Here is a 17,505-nt window from a genome sequence, read left to right on the forward strand (position 1 = left end):
TGCTCCGATTTCGGAAAAGTGAGGCTATTCATGACTGAGCGCGTTCAGGTCGGCAGTCTGCAGGTTGCCAAGGTTCTCTACGACTTCGTGGTCGAGGAGGCTCTGCCGGGCACCGGTGTAGACGCCGAGACCTTCTGGGCCGGCGCCGACAAGGTCATCACCGAGCTCGCGCCGAAGAACCGCGCCCTGCTCGCCAAGCGCGACGATCTGCAGGCGCAGATCGATCAGTGGCACCGCGACCACTCCGGCGCTCCCATCGACGCCGCCGCATACAAGGCGTTCCTGCAGGAAATCGGATACCTCCTGCCCACGCCCGCCGAGTTCTCCGTGACGACCACCAACGTCGACACCGAGATCACCTCCACCGCCGGCCCGCAGCTGGTCGTCCCCATCCTCAACGCCCGCTTCGCCCTCAACGCCTCCAACGCCCGCTGGGGTTCGTTGTACGACGCGCTCTACGGCACCAACGCAATCTCCGAGGACAACGGCGCCGAGAAGGGTTCGGGCTACAACAAGGTCCGCGGCGATCTGGTCATCGCGTGGGCCCGTGAATTCCTCGACGCGGCAGCACCTCTCGCGTCGGGATCACACGCCGATTCGACGAAGTACATTGTCGACGACAGCGAACTGAAGATCACGTTGGCGGACGGCAGCGTCACCACGCTCGCCCAGCCGGAAAAGATCGTCGGCTACCTCGGCGAGAAGGACGCACCCACCAGCATCCTGCTGCGCAACAACGGGCTGCACGCCGAAATCCAGATCGACGCGTCCTCGCCGATCGGCAGCACCGACGCCGCCGGCGTCAAGGACGTCGTCCTCGAATCCGCCGTCACCACGATCATGGACTTCGAGGATTCGGTCGCCGCTGTCGACGCCGACGACAAGGTCATCGGCTACCGCAACTGGTTGGGCCTCAACCGTGGCGACCTGTCCGAGGAAATCAAGAAGGGCGCCAAGTCCTTCACCCGCACCCTCAACGGCGACCGCAAGTACACCGCCGTCGACGGCAGCGAACTGGCCCTGCACGGTCGCTCACTGCTGTTCGTCCGCAACGTCGGCCACCTCATGACCAACCCCGCGATCCTCGACGCCGACGGCAACGAAGTTCCCGAGGGCATCCTCGACGCCTTGATCACCAGCGCCTGCGCAGTGCACGGCCTGACGATCAGTGACGCCAACGGCCCGCTCGACAACAGCCGCACCGGCTCGATCTACATCGTCAAGCCCAAGCAGCACGGTCCCGAGGAAGTTGCCTTCACCACCGAACTGTTCGGCCGCGTCGAGCAGGTCCTCGGCCTGCCCGAGAACACGCTCAAGGTCGGCATCATGGACGAAGAGCGCCGCACGACGGTCAACCTCGCTGCCTGCATCAAGGAAGCCGTCGACCGGGTCGTGTTCATCAACACCGGCTTCCTCGACCGCACCGGCGACGAGATCCACACCTCCATGGAAGCCGGCGCGATGGTGCGCAAGGCCGAGATGAAGAAGCAGAAGTGGATCGGCGCCTACGAGGACTGGAACGTCGACACCGGACTGGCCTGCGGCCTGCAGGGCAAGGCGCAGATCGGCAAGGGCATGTGGGCCATGACCGAGCTGATGGCGGACATGCTCGAGCAGAAGATCGGCCACCCCAAGGCCGGCGCCAACACCGCGTGGGTGCCTTCGCCGACCGGCGCAACGCTGCACGCGACGCACTACCACCGCGTCGACGTGTTCGCCGTTCAGGACGGCCTGAAGGGTAAGCCGCGCGCCAGCGTCGACGACATCCTGACCATCCCGCTCGCTCCCAGCACCGACTGGACGGACGCGGAGAAGAAGGAAGAACTCGACAACAACTGCCAGTCCATCCTCGGCTACGTGGTCCGCTGGATCGACGCGGGTGTCGGCTGCTCCAAGGTTCCCGACATCCACGACGTCGCACTCATGGAGGACCGCGCAACGCTGCGTATTTCGAGCCAGTTGCTCGCCAACTGGCTGCGCCACGGCATCGTCAGTGAAACCGACGTCGTGAACGCTCTCGAGCGGATGGCACCGGTGGTAGACCGTCAGAACGAGGGCGACGCCGAGTACCGCAACATGGCACCCGACTTCGATTCCAACATCGCATTCCAGGCCGCCAAGGAACTCATCCTCGAAGGCGCGAAGCAGCCCAGCGGATACACGGAGCCGATCCTGCATCGCCGCCGCCGCGAGTACAAGGCCGCCAACGCCTAGATACCGCGACTCCGCAACTCGAACAGCCTCGGCACCACTACCGGTGTCGAGGCTGTTCGCGTAGGCCCCGAAGGTTCGTCACTAGACTGACACTCGGCAGAGATCGTCGAGTGAACAAGGTAGGGCAGCGTACGTGGGCGAACATCGCGGCGGGTCAGGCGCCAGAGGTATCAGTAAGGGGCCGATTCTCGTTGTCGTGGCGGTAGTCCTGATCGTGGCCGGCTTCTTCGGGTGGAAGGCCCTGGGCAATCGCATCGACGACCAAGGCCAGCAAGCAGCAGGGACGTGCGTCGAAGGCAACCGGACGCTCGACATCACGGTTGACCCGTCGATTGCACCGCAGGTCGAGCAGTTGGCCAAGCGATTCACCGAGACTTCACCAGTGATCCGAGATCACTGCATCACGACTGCAGTCAATGCAGTGGCATCGCCACAAATTGTAAATGCACTGGAAGCAGGCACCGAGTGGGATTCCGCTGCACTCGGACCGCGCCCAAACCTATGGATTCCGACCAGTTCGTTCGAACTCGCACCGCTGTCCGGTAAGGGCGTGATCAACGGAGAGCCACGATCACTCGCGAACTCACCGATTGTCCTGGCGCTCGCGCCGGAGACGGCAACCGCGCTGGAGTCCGTGAATGCGGGATGGCAGTCCCTCGGCGACACAACCCTGGCACTCCCGGTCGGCAGCCCGCAGACGCTCATGGCAACGCAGGCGATCGCCGCGGCCGCGGCCGGCGCCGGTACCGGACCCGTTACGGTCGAGCAGGCCAAGTCCAGCCAAGTCACGTCGGCGCTGAGCGCACTGGCATCACAGTTCCAATCGCTCCCGGCGCCGCCCGCTACTACCGCCGACGCGCTAGCCGCCCTCACGAGCGGAGCCCCAAACACCGTCACAGCCGTCCCGGCTATCGAACAGTCGATCGCGCAGTCCGCCAACGCAGAGATGACGGCTTTCTCCCCCAGCGGCGCAACCCCGCTCGCTGACTATCCGGCCGTGATCGTCGCAGGCGGCGGAATCGACGAAACCGCCTCACGCGCCGCCGCGCAGTTTTCCGAATTCATGCGTACTGCGGAGCAGTCACAGATCTTTGTCGACGCCGGATTCCGTGTCGAAGGCAAGAGCGTCCCGGATCTCGGCGCGCTCCAACCCACCCAGATTGCCTCCACGTTGACGCCCGCATCAGCGGAGGCGGCTGCTGCGCTGAACGCTGTTGTCGCCAATCCTGTTTCCGTTCGCAGCACCACCATTCTGTTGGACACCTCGACGTCGATGAGCGCCAACGTGGCCGCGGTCAGTGCGGCGCTGGAATCTCAGTTGGTCCGCAGTCCAGCCGCATCCGATGTCGGGGTGCACGCCTTCCCCGGTACTACTGCCACGGCGTCCGAGCGCGTCGTCGTTCCCGGCGCTCCGCTCGATGCCGATCAACGAGCCAAGCTCACTGCTTCTCTGAACAACCTTCGTATCGACGGCAAGGCGACCAAGTACCCCGCGTTGGCCGCAACGTACAAGGAAGCAACAAGCGGATACGACGCCGATCGAACCAACTCCGTGCTCCTTGTCACCTCTGCTGCCACCGACGAGTCGACGATGACACGCGCCGAACTCCTCAGCGCCATTGCGTCAGCGAGTGATCCAGCCCGCCCGGTTCGGGTCGACGTTCTGGTTGTCGGCGCCAGTGGTGATGCCTCCACACTTCAAGACGTCTCCGACAGAACTGGTGGAACATTGATTCGCGTAAACCCGACTGACTCCGCCGCGATGTCGGCCGCAGTCGCGGACCTGCTGTCCTGATGGCGCGTATCGCAGTATTTGCCGTAGTTCTTGCGCTTCTCACGTGGTTTCTGCACCGCAGGCTGGTCCGCGCAACCGGCATGCCGCCGCGTTGGGCTCGCATCGCCGACACCGCATTGGTGCTGTTGGCGATTCTCACGCTCATCGGTATGGGCAGCGGCGAGGTCTTCCCCACGTCGTGGGCGCGCCCGGTCGGGTTTCTCGGGTGGGTCTGGTTGGCGTCGTGGCTGTATCTGATTCCGGGACTGCTGATCATCGGAGCGTGCGCCGGAGTCAATCGCCTGGTTCGTAAACGCCGGGAAGAACCGGAGATGGATCCGGCGAAGCGTCGTACCTTGCAGTTGGCTACTGCCGCGGTCACACTCGCGGCGCTGGGCACCGCCGGGTACGGCGTCTACGAGGCGTCGAACCCGAAGGTCTCCCGGATTCGGGTCCCGCTGGCACGCCTGCCCGAGGGTTTCAACGGATACCGGATCGCCTTGATCACCGATCTGCATGTGGGTCCGGCCCGCGGGGTTGACTTCACCCGCAAGGTGGTCGAGATCGTCAATGCGCAGAACGTCGATCTGATCGCGATCGGCGGAGACCTCGTGGACGGCACCGTCGCGAAAGTTGCTCCCGATCTTGCTCCGCTCGCCGATCTTCGGGCACCGGACGGAATCTTCGGAGTCAGCGGCAACCACGAGTTCTATGCCGACGACGGCGGCAAGTGGCTCGATGTGTGGGAAAGCTTGGGGATCACGACGCTTCGCAACAGCCGAACGTCGATCCAGCACGACGGCGGCACCATCGACATCGTGGGTATCCACGACTACACGTCGCCGGCCCCGTACGAGCCGAATCTGACTGGCGCACTCGATGGCCGCGATCCGAACACGTTTGCCTTGCTGCTCGCGCATGAACCTCGCCAAGCGCTCGAAGCGTCGGAGATGGGCATCGATCTGCAACTGTCCGGGCATACGCACGGCGGTCAGATGTGGCCGCTGCGCTATCTCGTTCCGCTGCAGCAGCCTTCGGTCCAAGGTCTGGACAAGGTCGGCAACACCGTGCTGTACACAACGCGCGGCGCCGGAGCGTGGGGTCCGCCGGTACGCGTCGGCGCGCCGCCGGAGATCACCGTTCTCGAACTCGTACGCGAGAAGTGATGATCTCCAGCGGCTGAGCAGACTAGCTGCCTGCGAACGCCTCGATCGGCGGGCACGAGCAGATCAGGTTGCGGTCGCCGTGTGCGCCGTCGATACGACGCACGGACGGCCACACCTTGGGTCGAGCCTTGCCGCGCGGGAACACCGCGATCTCACGTGAATACGGGTGATCCCACTGCGATGCAATGCTTCCTGCGGTGTGCGGAGCACCACGAAGCGGGTTGTCCTCCACCGTCCACTCGCCGGATCCGACGCGATCGATCTCGCCACGAATGGCGATCATCGCGTCGCAGAACTCGTCGATCTCTTCGAGGTTTTCACTTTCGGTGGGCTCGACCATCAACGTACCGACCACGGGGAAGCTCATGGTCGGAGCATGGAAACCGTAATCGGCGAGACGCTTGGCCACGTCGTCGACGGTGACGCCGGTGTCCTTGGTCAGACCGCGCAGGTCGAGGATGCACTCGTGCGCGACCATGCCGTTTTCGCCGGTGTAGAGAACCGGGAAGTACTCGTCGAGTCGACGCGCGATGTAGTTTGCCGACGCGATGGCGGTCAGGCTTGCGCGGCGCAGGCCCTGCGCTCCCATCATCCGGATGTACGTCCAGGTAATGGGCAGGATGGACGCGCTGCCGTACGGCGCTGCCGAGATCGTGCCCTTACCGCCGAGTTCGGGGGCCAGCGGGTGCCCGGGCAGGAACGGCGTCAGGTGTGCGCGCACACCGATCGGTCCGACGCCGGGTCCGCCGCCGCCGTGCGGGATGCAGAAGGTCTTGTGCAGGTTCAGGTGGCTGACGTCGCCGCCGAATCGGCCCGGACGGGCAAGGCCGACAAGCGCATTGAGGTTGGCGCCGTCGACGTAGACCTGGCCGCCGGCATCGTGCACTGCTGCGCAGATGTCGGAGATCTCATGCTCGTAGACACCGTGCGTGGACGGGTAGGTGATCATGATCGCGGCGAGACGCTCGGCGTGATCGGCAATCTTCGCACGCAGGTCGTCGACGTCGACGTCACCGTTGGGACGGCACGCCACCACCTCGACGCGCATTCCGGCCATGACGGCAGAAGCCGCGTTGGTGCCGTGAGCGCTCGACGGGATGAGGCAGGTGTCGCGGTGATCGTCACCGCGGCTGAGGTGGTAATTGCGGATTGCGAGCAGACCCGCGTACTCGCCCTGGCTACCGGCGTTGGGCTGCAGGCTCACGTTGTCGTAGCCGGTCACCGCGACCAGCCAGTCCTCGAGGTCCTTGATGATCTTCAGCAGACCGGGTGCGTCGGACGTCGGAGCGAACGGGTGGATCGCGTTGAACGCGGGCCAGGTGATGGATTCCATCTCGGCGGTCGCGTTGAGCTTCATGGTGCACGAACCCAGCGGGATCATGCTGCGATCGAGCGCAATGTCCTTGTCGGACAACGCACGCAAGTAGCGAAGCATTGCCGTTTCCGTACGGTAACGGGTGAAAGCTTCGTGCTGCAGGTAGTCGGACGTGCGCTCCTGAACAGCGGGAACCGAGTTGCCCTCTGCTTCGATGGCGACAACAGCGTCTTCGATGCCGAACGCGTCGAGCACTGCCAGGACGTGATCGGCGGTGGTGGCCTCGTCGCAAGAGATGCCAACATGATCGGCGTCGACCAGACGCAGGTTGATCCCGGAGTCCTTGGCCGCAGCGACAACGTCGGCCGCCTTGCCCGGAACCTGAGCCAACACCGTGTCGAAGAACGAATCGTGGACAACGGTCACGCCGCCTTCACGCAGGCCGTTGGCCAACGCGTATGCGCGGGCGGCGACGCGCAACGCAATCGCCTTGAGCCCCTCGGCGCCGTGGTAGCTCGCGTACATCGCTGCGAGGATGGCGAGGAGTACCTGAGCGGTACAGATGTTGGACGTCGCCTTTTCGCGGCGAATGTGCTGCTCACGCGTCTGCAGCGCGAGGCGGTATGCCTTGTCTCCGTCGGCGTCGATGGAGACACCCACCAAGCGGCCGGGCAGCTGACGCGCATGCTTGGAGTGCACCGCCAGGTAACCGGCGTGCGGTCCGCCGTACCCCATCGGAACACCGAAACGCTGGGTGGTGCCGAAGCACGCGTCCGCGCCGAGTTCACCCGGCGAGGTGATGAGCGTCATCGCCAGGAGATCAGCGCCGACGGCAACCAGTGCGCCGCGCTCATGAGCCTCCGCGATGATCGAGGTGTAATCGACGACTCGTCCCGAGGCCCCGGGAATCTGGGCGATGACGCCGAAGAAGTCGCCTTCGGGAAGACCGGCAGTGAGGTCTGCGGACACGACCTCGATGCCGAGCGGCTCGGCACGCGTCTCGATGACGGCCAAGGTCTGCGGGTACAGGTCGGCGTCGACGACAAAGCGCGGGGACTTGCTGCGGTTCGCGCGGCGCAGAAGCGTCATGGCTTCGGCGGCAGCGGTGGCCTCGTCGAGCATCGACGAGTTGGCCAGTTCCATGCCGGAGAGGTCGGCGACCATGGTCTGGAAGTTGAGGAGCGCTTCGAGGCGGCCCTGACTGATCTCGGGCTGGTACGGGGTGTACGCGGTGTACCAGGCCGGGTTCTCGATGATGTTGCGCAACAACACCGGCGGCGTCAGGGTGTCGAAGTAGCCGAGCCCGATCATCGACGTCGCGACGGTGTTCTGCGCGGCGAGTGCGGTCAGTTCCGCAAGTGCCTCATGCTCTCCGACCGGCAACGGCAAGGCGTCGAGGCCGGCAGCGATTCCTCCGGGTGCAGCGTCGAGAATGACCGACGGAACGGCTTTGGTGGCGAGATCGTCGAGGGAGTCGACCCCGATGAGTTCGAGGATGCGCGCGAGTTCCGCGGCGTTCGGACCGACATGGCGGTCGGCAAAATTACGGCTTGCAGCGTCGATCACGACAACTCCCAGGCAGATCGGAGGATCAGGACACACACCGACTGCGGTGTGTTCCTCCCCCTCTGTCGCCTGCTCGACACACGAGCGCCTGAGAGATTCGGTAGTGATCCGTCACGTTCGGGAACCACAGCCTTTCCCCGTCGGCGGGTGGGTTATCCCACCGCTTTCCAGAGGCGTCGGAGCCCGTACGGTCCTTGGTGCCTGAGAGATTGACGGGGAGGTATTGCTCCTTCGGCGCCCTGATAACGCTCACGACAAGTCCGCAAATCGAAGACTGGTGTGTGAAGCACTACCCGAGGCTCTCCCGTACGCCGGCGACGCGTGGACCAGTCTAGTTGACGGGCCGGCCTTCCGTCGCCACCACATCGACCGAGCGGGTGTGACGACGGGAACACTATCCGGTCTTGCGGCTCACACGATTTTTGCGGCGCGATGCCAATTCGTCTTCGGGATTCGGATCGCTTTCGCCGCCGTCAGCACGTTCGGCCGGGAAGTCGGCGATGGTTCCGGTGAGTTCACGCATCGCGCCGCTCACGGCGATGCCGAAGACTCCCTGACCGCCCTGGAGCAGGTCTACGACCTCTTCGGGGGACGTGCACTCGTAGACGGTAGTTCCGTCGGAGAACAGTGTGATGTTGGCGAGATCGCGAACGCCGCGGTGACGCAGATGATCGACGGCCACCCGGATATTCTGCAGCGAGATCCCGGTGTCGAGCAATCGCTTGACGATCTTGAGAACCAGAATGTCCTTGAACGAGTACAAACGCTGACTACCGGAACCGGCTGCACCGCGGATGGACGGTACGACCAGGGCGGTACGTGCCCAGTAGTCGAGCTGACGGTAGGTGATTCCGGCGATCTGGCAGGCGATGGGCACGCGGTAGCCGACAAGATCATCGGGAATGGAGTCGTCCGGGAACAATCCGGGCTGCAACTCTTCCGACGTGGGTCGGGCAGCCGGATCTGCAGTCAGTTCAGCGACGCCGGAATTCTCCGCCTTGCCTACGTTCGACTGTTCTTCCACTGCCGTCTCCTTCTCGATACGCCATCGTGTAATCACGCTGTGCTATGCGGCAGAGTCTGATACCCGAACAGAAACGGATACCCGCGTCAGCCGATCTCGAACCACCAAACATTTCGAAGCAGTGAATCCGAGGCACGTAATTCCACGAGTGGACTTACCTAGAGTACGCCCCGACAGAGCATCTGGACCAGACTCTATTTCAAGGCTCAACGATCTTCACCGCTCGCAACGGTAAGACCCCGGCGCGATTTTGGTCAACGCAACACGCCGAATGAGACTAAACCTCTACTTGAGAGTTGAAGCCTAAAGTCAATGTAGGAAATAGCGGGCTAACCGTCAGTTGCCTTGAAATCATCCGGAGAAATTGTGTCCAGGAATTCCTTGAACTTTTCCACCTCGTCCTCACGCTCGTCAGGAATGATCAATCCCGCCTCGGCAAGGACTGATTCCGAGGCAAAGATCGGTACCCCGATCCGAAGTGCCAACGCAATGGAGTCCGACGGACGAGCCGAGACCGTAGTTTGCTCGTCGAAAACCAGGTCGGCGTAGAACGTGCCTTCTTGCAGATCCACAATGCGGACTTCCTGCAGGCTACGGCCGAAGGATTCGATCAGTATTTTGATCAGGTCGTGTGTGAGCGGCCTCGCCGGCTCGACTCCCTGTTGCTCCAGAACGATCGCCGTGGCTTCCGTCTGCCCGATCCAGATCGGTAGGTACCGATCACCGTCTGACTCGCGGAGCAACAAAACCGGCTGATTCTGGGGCTGCTCGACACGAACTCCGATCACACGCATTTCGCCCATCGAGCTTGCCTCCAACCTGAAATAACCCTGGTGGCCGCATTCACGACCGTACTGAGATTCTATTCGCGTGGAACGAGATGATCGAGAACTCAGCGATCAAGACTTCCGCGGACTGCTGATTTGACCAGGCATGTGTGCAATGTCAGCGACAGTGCTGCCAGTTCTCGAACCATTTCCTCGGCTCGATCACGGGCACCCGCGTCACGTCCCTTGGCGACCGGTCCGGCGATCTGGGTAACCAACCCGGCTTCACGGTCGGCAGCCAACTTGAACGCACGCAGATGTCGTACTTCGAGACCGTATTCCGCCATCGCCTTGGCTGTCCGAGCCAACGTCACTGCGTCTTCGTCGAAGAATCCCGCAGCGCCGGGCACGATCAGACCCGTGCGAATCAGGTCGGTCAGGAATCGATCGTCGATGTCCGCCCGAGCGAGTAGATCTGCCCGACCCACTCGGACTTCGCGATCCACCCGGAATACCTCGGGTGACACTTCCCCCGGAGCGATCGACAGGACCCGCGGACGACGCGGCGCAGAGTTGTCTGCACTGACCGTCGCGGCACCACTGTCGATCGCCTCGAGTTGTTCCTTGATGACTTTCAGCGGCAGGTACTGATCACGTTGAGCGGTCAGTACGTAGCGAAGACGCTCGCAGTCCTCGATGGAGAACCTGCGGTATCCCGACGGCGTCCGTTGGGGGCTGATCAAGCCCTCGGACTCGAGGAAACGAATCTTCGAAATCGTCACGTCGGGAAAATCTGGACGCAACCGATCCAGCACGGAGCCGATAGACATCCCCGGCTGGCTCTGCTGCCGCAATGCCGTCATTAGCTACCAGCACCTGCTGACGCCTCGCCCACCTGCGAACCGCCGGAACGCGGGCCGGTGAGGAAAACCAGACGGAACTTACCGATCTGCACCTCGTCGCCGTTCGCCAGCACTGCCGAATCGACAGGCTCACGGTTGACGTAGGTGCCGTTGAGGCTCCCGACGTCGACGACGTGGAATTCGGCTTCTTCCTGACGGAACTCCGCGTGGCGGCGGCTGACCGTCACGTCGTCGAGGAAGATGTCACTATCCGGGTGGCGACCTGCCGACGTGGTCGGCTGATCCAGCAAGAAACGCGATCCCGCGTTGGGTCCTCGTTTGACGACGAGCAGAGCGGCGCCGGCCGGTAGACCTTCGACACCTGACACCGGCTGCTCGGCGGCCGGTGCTGCTGAGGAGTTATCGAGCTCGTTGAGGAAATCCGCACGGAATACCGATGTGGTCTCCGCCGGCGTCTCCCCGTAGCCCGCGTCGTTACCGTTCTCGCTCACTGTTTCTCCTCCTCGATCAATCGTCCAGATCAGAAATCACTGGACTACGCAGTGCACTTTTATCTCGAGCATCTTTCACAGTCACTTACAGATACGACCTGCACCCCGACTTGGCACATGCGTACCCCACGACCGTACCCTGCGCACACCCTTGTGTGCAGCGAGACAGGCCGCGACTGGGCAGGTCGGCACTCGAGCCCTAGCTGGATGTCAGGGCTGTGTATCCCGCAGCGTCCAAAGTCTCCGAAATCGCACTGTCCAAGGTGGCTTCGTCGGCAACCTCGAGATCGACGAGCCAACCGTTGTTGTACGGATCGGTGTTCACGAGTTCGGGAGCGCCGTCCAATTCGCCGTTGGCCGCAATAACTTTCGCGGTGAACGGAGCAAAGATGTCTGACACGCTCTTGGTCGATTCGACCTCACCGAGCGATTCGCCTGCAGTGACGTCTTCTCCCGCGGCGGGGAGCTGAACGAACACCACATCTCCGAGCTGTGACTGAGCGAAGTCGGTAATGCCGACTCGAACAGATGTCGGGCCGGTTCGCTTCACCCACTCGTGTTCCGCGGTGTAACGCAGATCGGTAGGTGTATCGAGCTCACTCACAGTGGCTTCCTTTCACATGCCGCCCGAAAGTTCCGGACGCAAAAATTCAATTTCCGGGTTGAGCGTATTGGCGCGGATTCAATTGTCGCAAGGCGGAGATCGTGACCTGCTGTGATTGCTCGACGGTGGAACTTCCTCCGCCCCGTGACACGTTGTCGAACACTCCGCCCGGAATGTTCAATGCCGCTGCCAAAGTCGGCGGATCGCCGATCGCGCTCACAGTGTACGGCGCTGCGATCTTCGTTCCGTCCACGTCGATGTCGCCACTGCGGCCGCCGACCCACGAGTTCACGCCGATCCGGATCGGTTCGCCTGTGGCTCCGGCAATCTGAATCGCCTCGGCTCCGGCGGCACGTAGTTCCTGGATCAGATCGAGAACGACCTCGGGCCCGACGCCGCCGGACGGATCCGTCAACGTCATGGTGACGCCAGGACCAGTCGCCGGCGCCGTCCCCACCTGGATGGAGAGGGCATTCAATCGGGCCTGCGCTTCGCCGAGGGCCGCGTCGGTACTTCCGCTGCGCCGCAATGTCGCCAAAGAATCCTCGAGCTCCGAGACTTCCTGCCGCAGCGCCGCTTCACGTCGGTTCAGGTTGTCGAGAACAACAAGCAGATCGGCGGGACGCGCAGAATCGAGCGAGTCCCCCGCAACGGTACTGCGCACCTGAGTTGCGATCGCCACACCCAGAACACCGAGCAGGACGGTCGCAAGAATCGCGAACACGACGTTGGTGCGATGCTTGTCGACCGGCCGCAACTCGTGACGGCCCTCGTCGTGCTTCCTGACTGCTGCTTCAGCCATGCCTCACGCTCCGAACAGCCGGCGACGCAGTGCCGCAGCGTTGCCGAAGATTCGAATCCCCAACACCACCACGATTGCCGTCGAGAGTTGGGTGCCGACTCCGAGCTGATCACCGAGCCAGACGATCAGAGCGGCAACAAGAACGTTGAAGACGAAGGAGACGACAAATACCTTGGCGTCGAAGATCTCGTCCAGGTACGCCCGCAAGCCACCGAACACTGCGTCAAGGGCAGCGACAACGGCAATCGGGAGGTACGGCGCGAACGCGTCGGGCACCTGCGGGCTGAAGACAACACCCAGCACGATCCCGACCACCAACGCGGCGAGTCCGTACAGCGCGGAACCGGCCTTCATCGAACTCGCTCCATCTATTTCGGTCCTATCGGTTCGGTCGCAACGCGCACCGGACGCGTCGCGGCAGGCGGAAGGCTCATCGAATTATCCTCGGCCACAGCAAACCCGACGCCGTACAACTGCGCGATGCTGGACATCCGCAAATAGGCATCGCTGACGACAAATTCGCGCTGCACTGCGCGACTGTCACCGATTGCCTCGACGACGTAGGGCGAGAAGACGGGCTGATTGTCGACCAGCATCGCGCCACCGGCCTGACGGATCGTTACCGTCGGGCCGATGCGGACGCCGCCAACGGCAACAGCCTCGGCGCCACCTGCCCACAGTGCGTTGACCACACTCTGTATGTCCCGGTCGAGGACAACACTCTTTCCACCGACGCTGCGTTGCGATGCGTCGGAAAGATTGGGGCGTCCGGCCGGGTCGGTGAGGGTGACGGTGATGCCTTCTCCGTGCACGGCTTCGGCGCCCGCTTCACTTTCGATGCGGCGCAGTTGCCCGAGAATTTCGTTGCCTTCGGTGTCGCCGGCCAAGGCGGTGGCGCGGGCGGCGTCGACTGCCGCGGCGAGGGAGCGCCGGGTCGCGTCCAGGTCGTCGATCTGATCTTCGGTCGCCCTCACCTTCGCAACAAGATCGGCGCGGAGGTCTTCGGTTCCGGACACCTGCCCGGCTGCCGCGACCGCTGAGACGGTCAGGACAAACCCGAGAAGGAGCCCGCCCAGAGCCAGCCATGGGCCGGTGCGCGGCACAGTGTTCTTACTGTGATCGTGTTCTCGCTCGAGTGCTGCCGCCTCGTATCCGGGATCGAGGTGTTCGGTCATCAGCGACCGGAGTAGTGACGGCACCGGGTTGCGGCGCACGTCCTCCCCCGTCCTTTTCATCGAGGTACAACCTCGTAGGACCGCGCGATCCGAGCCGCTTTGAGGACGTAGATCACGGCAGTCCACACGTACAGAACCGTTCCCCAGATCAGGAAGGCAAAACCGAACGCGTGGGTGAATCCGGCGATCGCCCAATCTCCGTAACCGGCCAATACCAGCGGCAACGCAAACATGAGCAGGAATGTCGCGGCTTTACCGAGATAGATGACCTCGGGCGGTGGGAGGCCGCGCCTGCGGTAGATCGGAAGAGTGAGTGCAAGGATCAGATCCCGGCCGATCAGGATCGCCGCGACCCACCAGGGAATGAAGTCACGAGCCACGAACGTCACGAGCGTCGTCACGACGTACAAGCGATCGACCAGCGGATCGAGCAGAGCCCCCAACTTCGAACTCTGATCAAGGATCCGTGCCAATTTGCCGTCGAGCCAGTCCGTGAATCCGGTGAGCATCAGCAGTGCCAGCGCCCACCCGTCCGCATGCGTCACCAGAAGCAGGTACGCAAACACCGGGAGCAGCAGCAGACGCGCCATGCTGAGAATGTTGGGAACTGTCAGAACTCGATCCGTCACGGCAAGTTCCTGTTCACCTGATGTCACTGCACACACCTCGTATTGTTCCGCACTCCGCATCGAACTGGCCGCGGTCGCGACGCCGTGGTGCCAGCTTTCCACAGCACTTGCGACATTTTGCTCATGGTCGCCCCCTCGCGCGAGCCCAAGGCTGCTCGCGCGAAGTGTGGGTGGTGCTACCGCCAGGCGAAGACGGGTTGTTCGAGGTTGTCGATCCGGGTGTGCCGCCCACTCAGGACTTCCCGCAACTGGTAGACGACCGCCCCGGTCGGAGCATGGACGAGGCTGGTGCGAAACGGCCACTGCACCACCGGATTCGGCGACTCCTCGATCGACACGAAACGCGGGTCGACATCGAGTTCGGCGGACGTGACCGCATACAACGACGCGACTTCGTCCGGGTTAGGGACCAATTTGTCGATATCGGCGCCCGACCACACCACAAACGGGCGGATCACGAAGCCAGAGCGTGTGACGTAATCGTCGAGGCGTCCGATGATGTCGGACGTCGCTGCGGTCAGCCCCAGTTCTTCGGAGAGTTCCCGCACCGCACCTTCCTCCGGCGTCTCACCGGCGTCGACGCTCCCGCCGGGCAGGGCGAATTGACCGGGGTGCGCGCGCATCTTGCTCGGCCGCTTGGTCAGCGGGAACACCGACGTGCCGTCGGCATCTCGCATCAGGGCAAAGACCACCGAAGCCAGCCTGCGCCCGTCGAGCTCGACGGATCGTGGTTCGAAGGTCGAAAAGGCTGATTCGACATGGGCCCGATCCAGTAAATCCACGTTCACCATTGCTCGACAGTAGCGCGGTCCCCGTGAGATTCAGACACAGGCCAGTTTCCGTTTGAGCGTTTTGCGAGAATACCGGCGGAAAGTCCTGTCATGCTGACGTAGTGAAAGCATGGTTCGAGCACACAGTCGTCGATACCGGACGGCTGCCGTTGTTCTTCCTGCTGGTCGCGTTCCTGCTTACGTTTTTGTTCATCAGATTCAGTGTGCGCATGATTCGCGCGGAAGTGTCCTGGTGGCCGGGCAATGTCACCCCTGGCGGTATGCATATCCATCACATGGTTTTCGGGCTCATGATGATGCTCGTCTCCGGCTTCGCCTTCATCGCGTTGGCGGATTTTCACACTCCGGTCGCCAATTGTGTACTCGCGTCGGTGTTCGGGATCGGTAGCGCGTTGGTTCTCGACGAGTACGCCTTGGTCCTGCACTTACGGGATGTCTATTGGGCCGAAGAGGGTCGGTCGTCGATAGATGCGGTATTCGTGGCGATCGCCATTTCTTTTCTTTTCTTGTTCGGCGTCCATCCGATCGGGTTTGCCGGCGAGTTCGATCCGTACGAGGAAGATCGCAGTATCGCCACTCTGATCGCGATAGTCGTCGCGCTGATACTCCAATTGGCGCTCGCGATGATCACACTTCTCAAAGGCAAGTTGTGGACCGGTTTGATCGGACTGTTCTTTCCGCCACTTCTGATTGTCGGTGCAATCCGCCTGAGCCGACCGGGTGCGCCGTGGGCCAGGTCCCGGTACCGCGACAAGCCGGTGAAGCTCTCGCGCGCGGTCGCTCGTGAGCAACGCGTCAGAGAACCGCTGATCAAAGCCAAGATTCGATTCCAGGAAAGCGTCTCGGGAAGTTTCGGGGTACCGGAAGCCATTCCCAGTCCGGCAGCTGAACCCACTACAGCGTCGACCCCCGAGTCGCCGCCTGCGACGCCGAAGTGGCGGATATCCGACGCATTGCGATGGCGTCGTACCCGCAGACGACTTCGCACCGTACCCGTATGGCGGCTACCCGTTCTGCTTGTCGTCGCGGCGTTCTTCCTGGCCGACACACTTATCGACGTCGACAGTTCCGTATTCGACGGCTTCGGTTCTGATTCGCTGGAATACGCGGTGGATCCGGGAGCTACGGCAACGCTCCTGAGTGTTATCGCCGGCGGAATGATCACCCTCACCGGTCTTGTGTTCACCGCGATCACACTTGCCATGCAATTCGGTGCTTCGCAGATATCGGTGCGGGTTGTGCCCATGCTGGCTCAGCAGCGAGTCATGCGATGGTCCATCGGGATGTTTCTCGCGACATTCGTGTACTCGATCATCGTTGCACTTGATCTTGCTCTCAACACCCAGCATTCAGCTCCCCAGATATCCACGTACACGGCGTTGTTCCTCGCGATCATCAGCGCGATTCTGTTCATCGCCCTGGTGTCCAAGGTCGGCTCGATTCTCAATTCGAGTCGACTTCTTCGGTGGATCGCGGCCGAGGGACGAAGCGCAATCGTTCGCTCATACCCGCAGTACGACGAATTGGCTCGAGACGCACTCCCCGCCGCCGCACCCCGTGTCACCGATCCTCCTCCAACCGTCGAGGATTCAGCGGACCTCCTGGTTGTTCGACTGCGACACCTCTCCCCCAACGGGCGCATACTTCTGGCGATCAACCTGCCGCGGCTCGAGCGATTGGCGTCGAAGTGGGGCGTCAGTGTCGAAGTGGTGCCAGGTATCGGAGAATTTGTGGCCCAGAACGCGCCGCTGTTCGAAGTGCGTGGCACGTCGATGGCCATCCGCCCGGATTCTCTGATGTCGTGCCTGATCTTCGGCGACACTCACAGTCCCGTCGTCGGTCCTGCGGCGGCAATACAGTCCATTGTCGATATTGCGCTCAAGGCATTGTCGCCGGCCATCAACGATCCGGGCCGCGCGGTCCAAGCTCTCGACCACATCGAGGATCTGCTCGTTCTGTTGGCACCGCGGGTGCATGCCGACTCCGCGACGTCCACGTTGACCCGGATCCGTGGGCAGGAAAGAACGTGGACGGACTACGTGTCCATCGCGACGGACGAAATTCGGCACTTCAGTACCAATTCTGCTCAGGTGCAGCGCCGACTGCGCGCCGTGTTCACCACCTTGCTGACAGCGTGCCCGGCGGATCAACATGCCCCCCTCCTCGAACGCCTCGACGCCATGAACACTCAACTGACCCGCGAATGGACCGGCGAACTGGACATCCGCCTGGCCGGTGCCGCCGATCCCCAGGGCCTCGGATCCGAAGCGGGTGCTAGCGGACGTGTCCATCCGCTGATCGTCGGACGACCAGCGGCGAAGTAA

15 protein-coding genes and 1 riboswitch are annotated in these 17,505 nt (G+C 62.7%); of the genes, 4 read left to right on the plus strand and 11 right to left on the minus strand.

Annotation, left to right across the window (positions count from 1 at the left end; translation table 11 throughout):
* The first annotated feature begins 30 nt into the window (after positions 1 to 30).
* The 3 genes from ACFRFQ_RS09770 to ACFRFQ_RS09780 all read left to right on the plus strand — a co-directional run bounded on the left by ACFRFQ_RS09770 (position 31) and on the right by ACFRFQ_RS09780 (position 5,154).
* Positions 31 to 2,214 carry a malate synthase G gene (locus tag ACFRFQ_RS09770; protein WP_378656184.1) on the plus strand — a complete coding sequence of 728 codons (2,184 nt, stop codon included), beginning with the start codon at positions 31 to 33 and terminating at the stop codon, positions 2,212 to 2,214.
* 133 nt (positions 2,215 to 2,347) lie between these two features.
* Positions 2,348 to 4,009 (plus strand): hypothetical protein, encoded by a 1,662-nt coding sequence (locus tag ACFRFQ_RS09775; protein ID WP_378656187.1) that lies wholly within the window; start codon positions 2,348 to 2,350, stop codon positions 4,007 to 4,009.
* Entirely contained in the window at positions 4,009 to 5,154 is a 1,146-nt protein-coding gene (locus ACFRFQ_RS09780; protein ID WP_378656190.1) for a metallophosphoesterase, read from the plus strand. Before ACFRFQ_RS09775 ends, ACFRFQ_RS09780 begins: the two co-directional genes overlap by 1 nt.
* Positions 5,155 to 5,176: 22 nt before the next feature.
* Here ACFRFQ_RS09780 and gcvP read toward each other — a convergent pair whose 3' ends face one another.
* The 11 genes from gcvP to ACFRFQ_RS09835 form a co-directional block, all read right to left on the minus strand.
* On the minus strand, positions 5,177 to 8,035 hold the full coding sequence (gene gcvP / locus ACFRFQ_RS09785; RefSeq protein ID WP_378656193.1) for an aminomethyl-transferring glycine dehydrogenase: 2,859 nt from the start codon (positions 8,033 to 8,035) through the stop codon (positions 5,177 to 5,179).
* 52 nt (positions 8,036 to 8,087) lie between these two features.
* Positions 8,088 to 8,216: riboswitch (glycine riboswitch) on the minus strand.
* A gap of 213 nt (positions 8,217 to 8,429) precedes the next feature.
* Positions 8,430 to 9,008 carry a MerR family transcriptional regulator gene (locus ACFRFQ_RS09790; protein ID WP_313905575.1) on the minus strand — a complete coding sequence of 193 codons (579 nt, stop codon included), beginning with the start codon at positions 9,006 to 9,008 and terminating at the stop codon, positions 8,430 to 8,432.
* Positions 9,009 to 9,388: 380 nt separating this feature from the next.
* A complete protein-coding gene (locus tag ACFRFQ_RS09795; protein ID WP_138868827.1) occupies positions 9,389 to 9,862 on the minus strand; it encodes a bifunctional nuclease family protein in 474 nt (157 codons plus the stop codon).
* A gap of 89 nt (positions 9,863 to 9,951) precedes the next feature.
* A complete protein-coding gene (locus ACFRFQ_RS09800; RefSeq protein WP_033231913.1) occupies positions 9,952 to 10,689 on the minus strand; it encodes a MerR family transcriptional regulator in 738 nt (245 codons plus the stop codon).
* Positions 10,689 to 11,180, minus strand: coding sequence for a glycogen accumulation regulator GarA (gene garA, locus ACFRFQ_RS09805; protein ID WP_033231912.1), 492 nt, complete (start codon positions 11,178 to 11,180; stop codon positions 10,689 to 10,691). Before garA ends, ACFRFQ_RS09800 begins: the two co-directional genes overlap by 1 nt.
* Positions 11,181 to 11,379: 199 nt before the next feature.
* On the minus strand, positions 11,380 to 11,784 hold the full coding sequence (gene gcvH, locus ACFRFQ_RS09810) for a glycine cleavage system protein GcvH (RefSeq protein ID WP_092807693.1): 405 nt from the start codon (positions 11,782 to 11,784) through the stop codon (positions 11,380 to 11,382).
* A 46-nt stretch (positions 11,785 to 11,830) separates the two neighbouring features.
* Entirely contained in the window at positions 11,831 to 12,586 is a 756-nt protein-coding gene (locus ACFRFQ_RS09815) for a DUF881 domain-containing protein (protein ID WP_378656198.1), read from the minus strand.
* 3 nt (positions 12,587 to 12,589) lie between these two features.
* A complete protein-coding gene (locus ACFRFQ_RS09820) occupies positions 12,590 to 12,940 on the minus strand; it encodes a small basic family protein (RefSeq protein WP_138868829.1) in 351 nt (116 codons plus the stop codon).
* Between the two features lie 14 nt (positions 12,941 to 12,954).
* Entirely contained in the window at positions 12,955 to 13,821 is an 867-nt protein-coding gene (locus tag ACFRFQ_RS09825) for a DUF881 domain-containing protein (RefSeq protein ID WP_378656201.1), read from the minus strand.
* Positions 13,818 to 14,417, minus strand: a complete 600-nt coding sequence (locus tag ACFRFQ_RS09830) for a CDP-alcohol phosphatidyltransferase family protein (RefSeq protein ID WP_378656204.1) — start codon at positions 14,415 to 14,417, stop codon at positions 13,818 to 13,820. The genes ACFRFQ_RS09825 and ACFRFQ_RS09830 overlap by 4 nt, the downstream gene beginning before the upstream one ends.
* A gap of 149 nt (positions 14,418 to 14,566) precedes the next feature.
* Positions 14,567 to 15,181, minus strand: coding sequence for an NUDIX hydrolase (locus ACFRFQ_RS09835; RefSeq protein WP_378656206.1), 615 nt, complete (start codon positions 15,179 to 15,181; stop codon positions 14,567 to 14,569).
* Between the two features lie 101 nt (positions 15,182 to 15,282).
* Between ACFRFQ_RS09835 and ACFRFQ_RS09840 the strand changes: the two genes are divergently transcribed.
* Positions 15,283 to 17,505, plus strand: coding sequence for a DUF2254 domain-containing protein (locus ACFRFQ_RS09840; protein WP_378656209.1), 2,223 nt, complete (start codon positions 15,283 to 15,285; stop codon positions 17,503 to 17,505).

This window comes from Rhodococcus sp. NPDC056743 (assembly GCF_042790355.1).
Lineage (GTDB): Bacteria > Actinomycetota > Actinomycetes > Mycobacteriales > Mycobacteriaceae > Rhodococcus_F.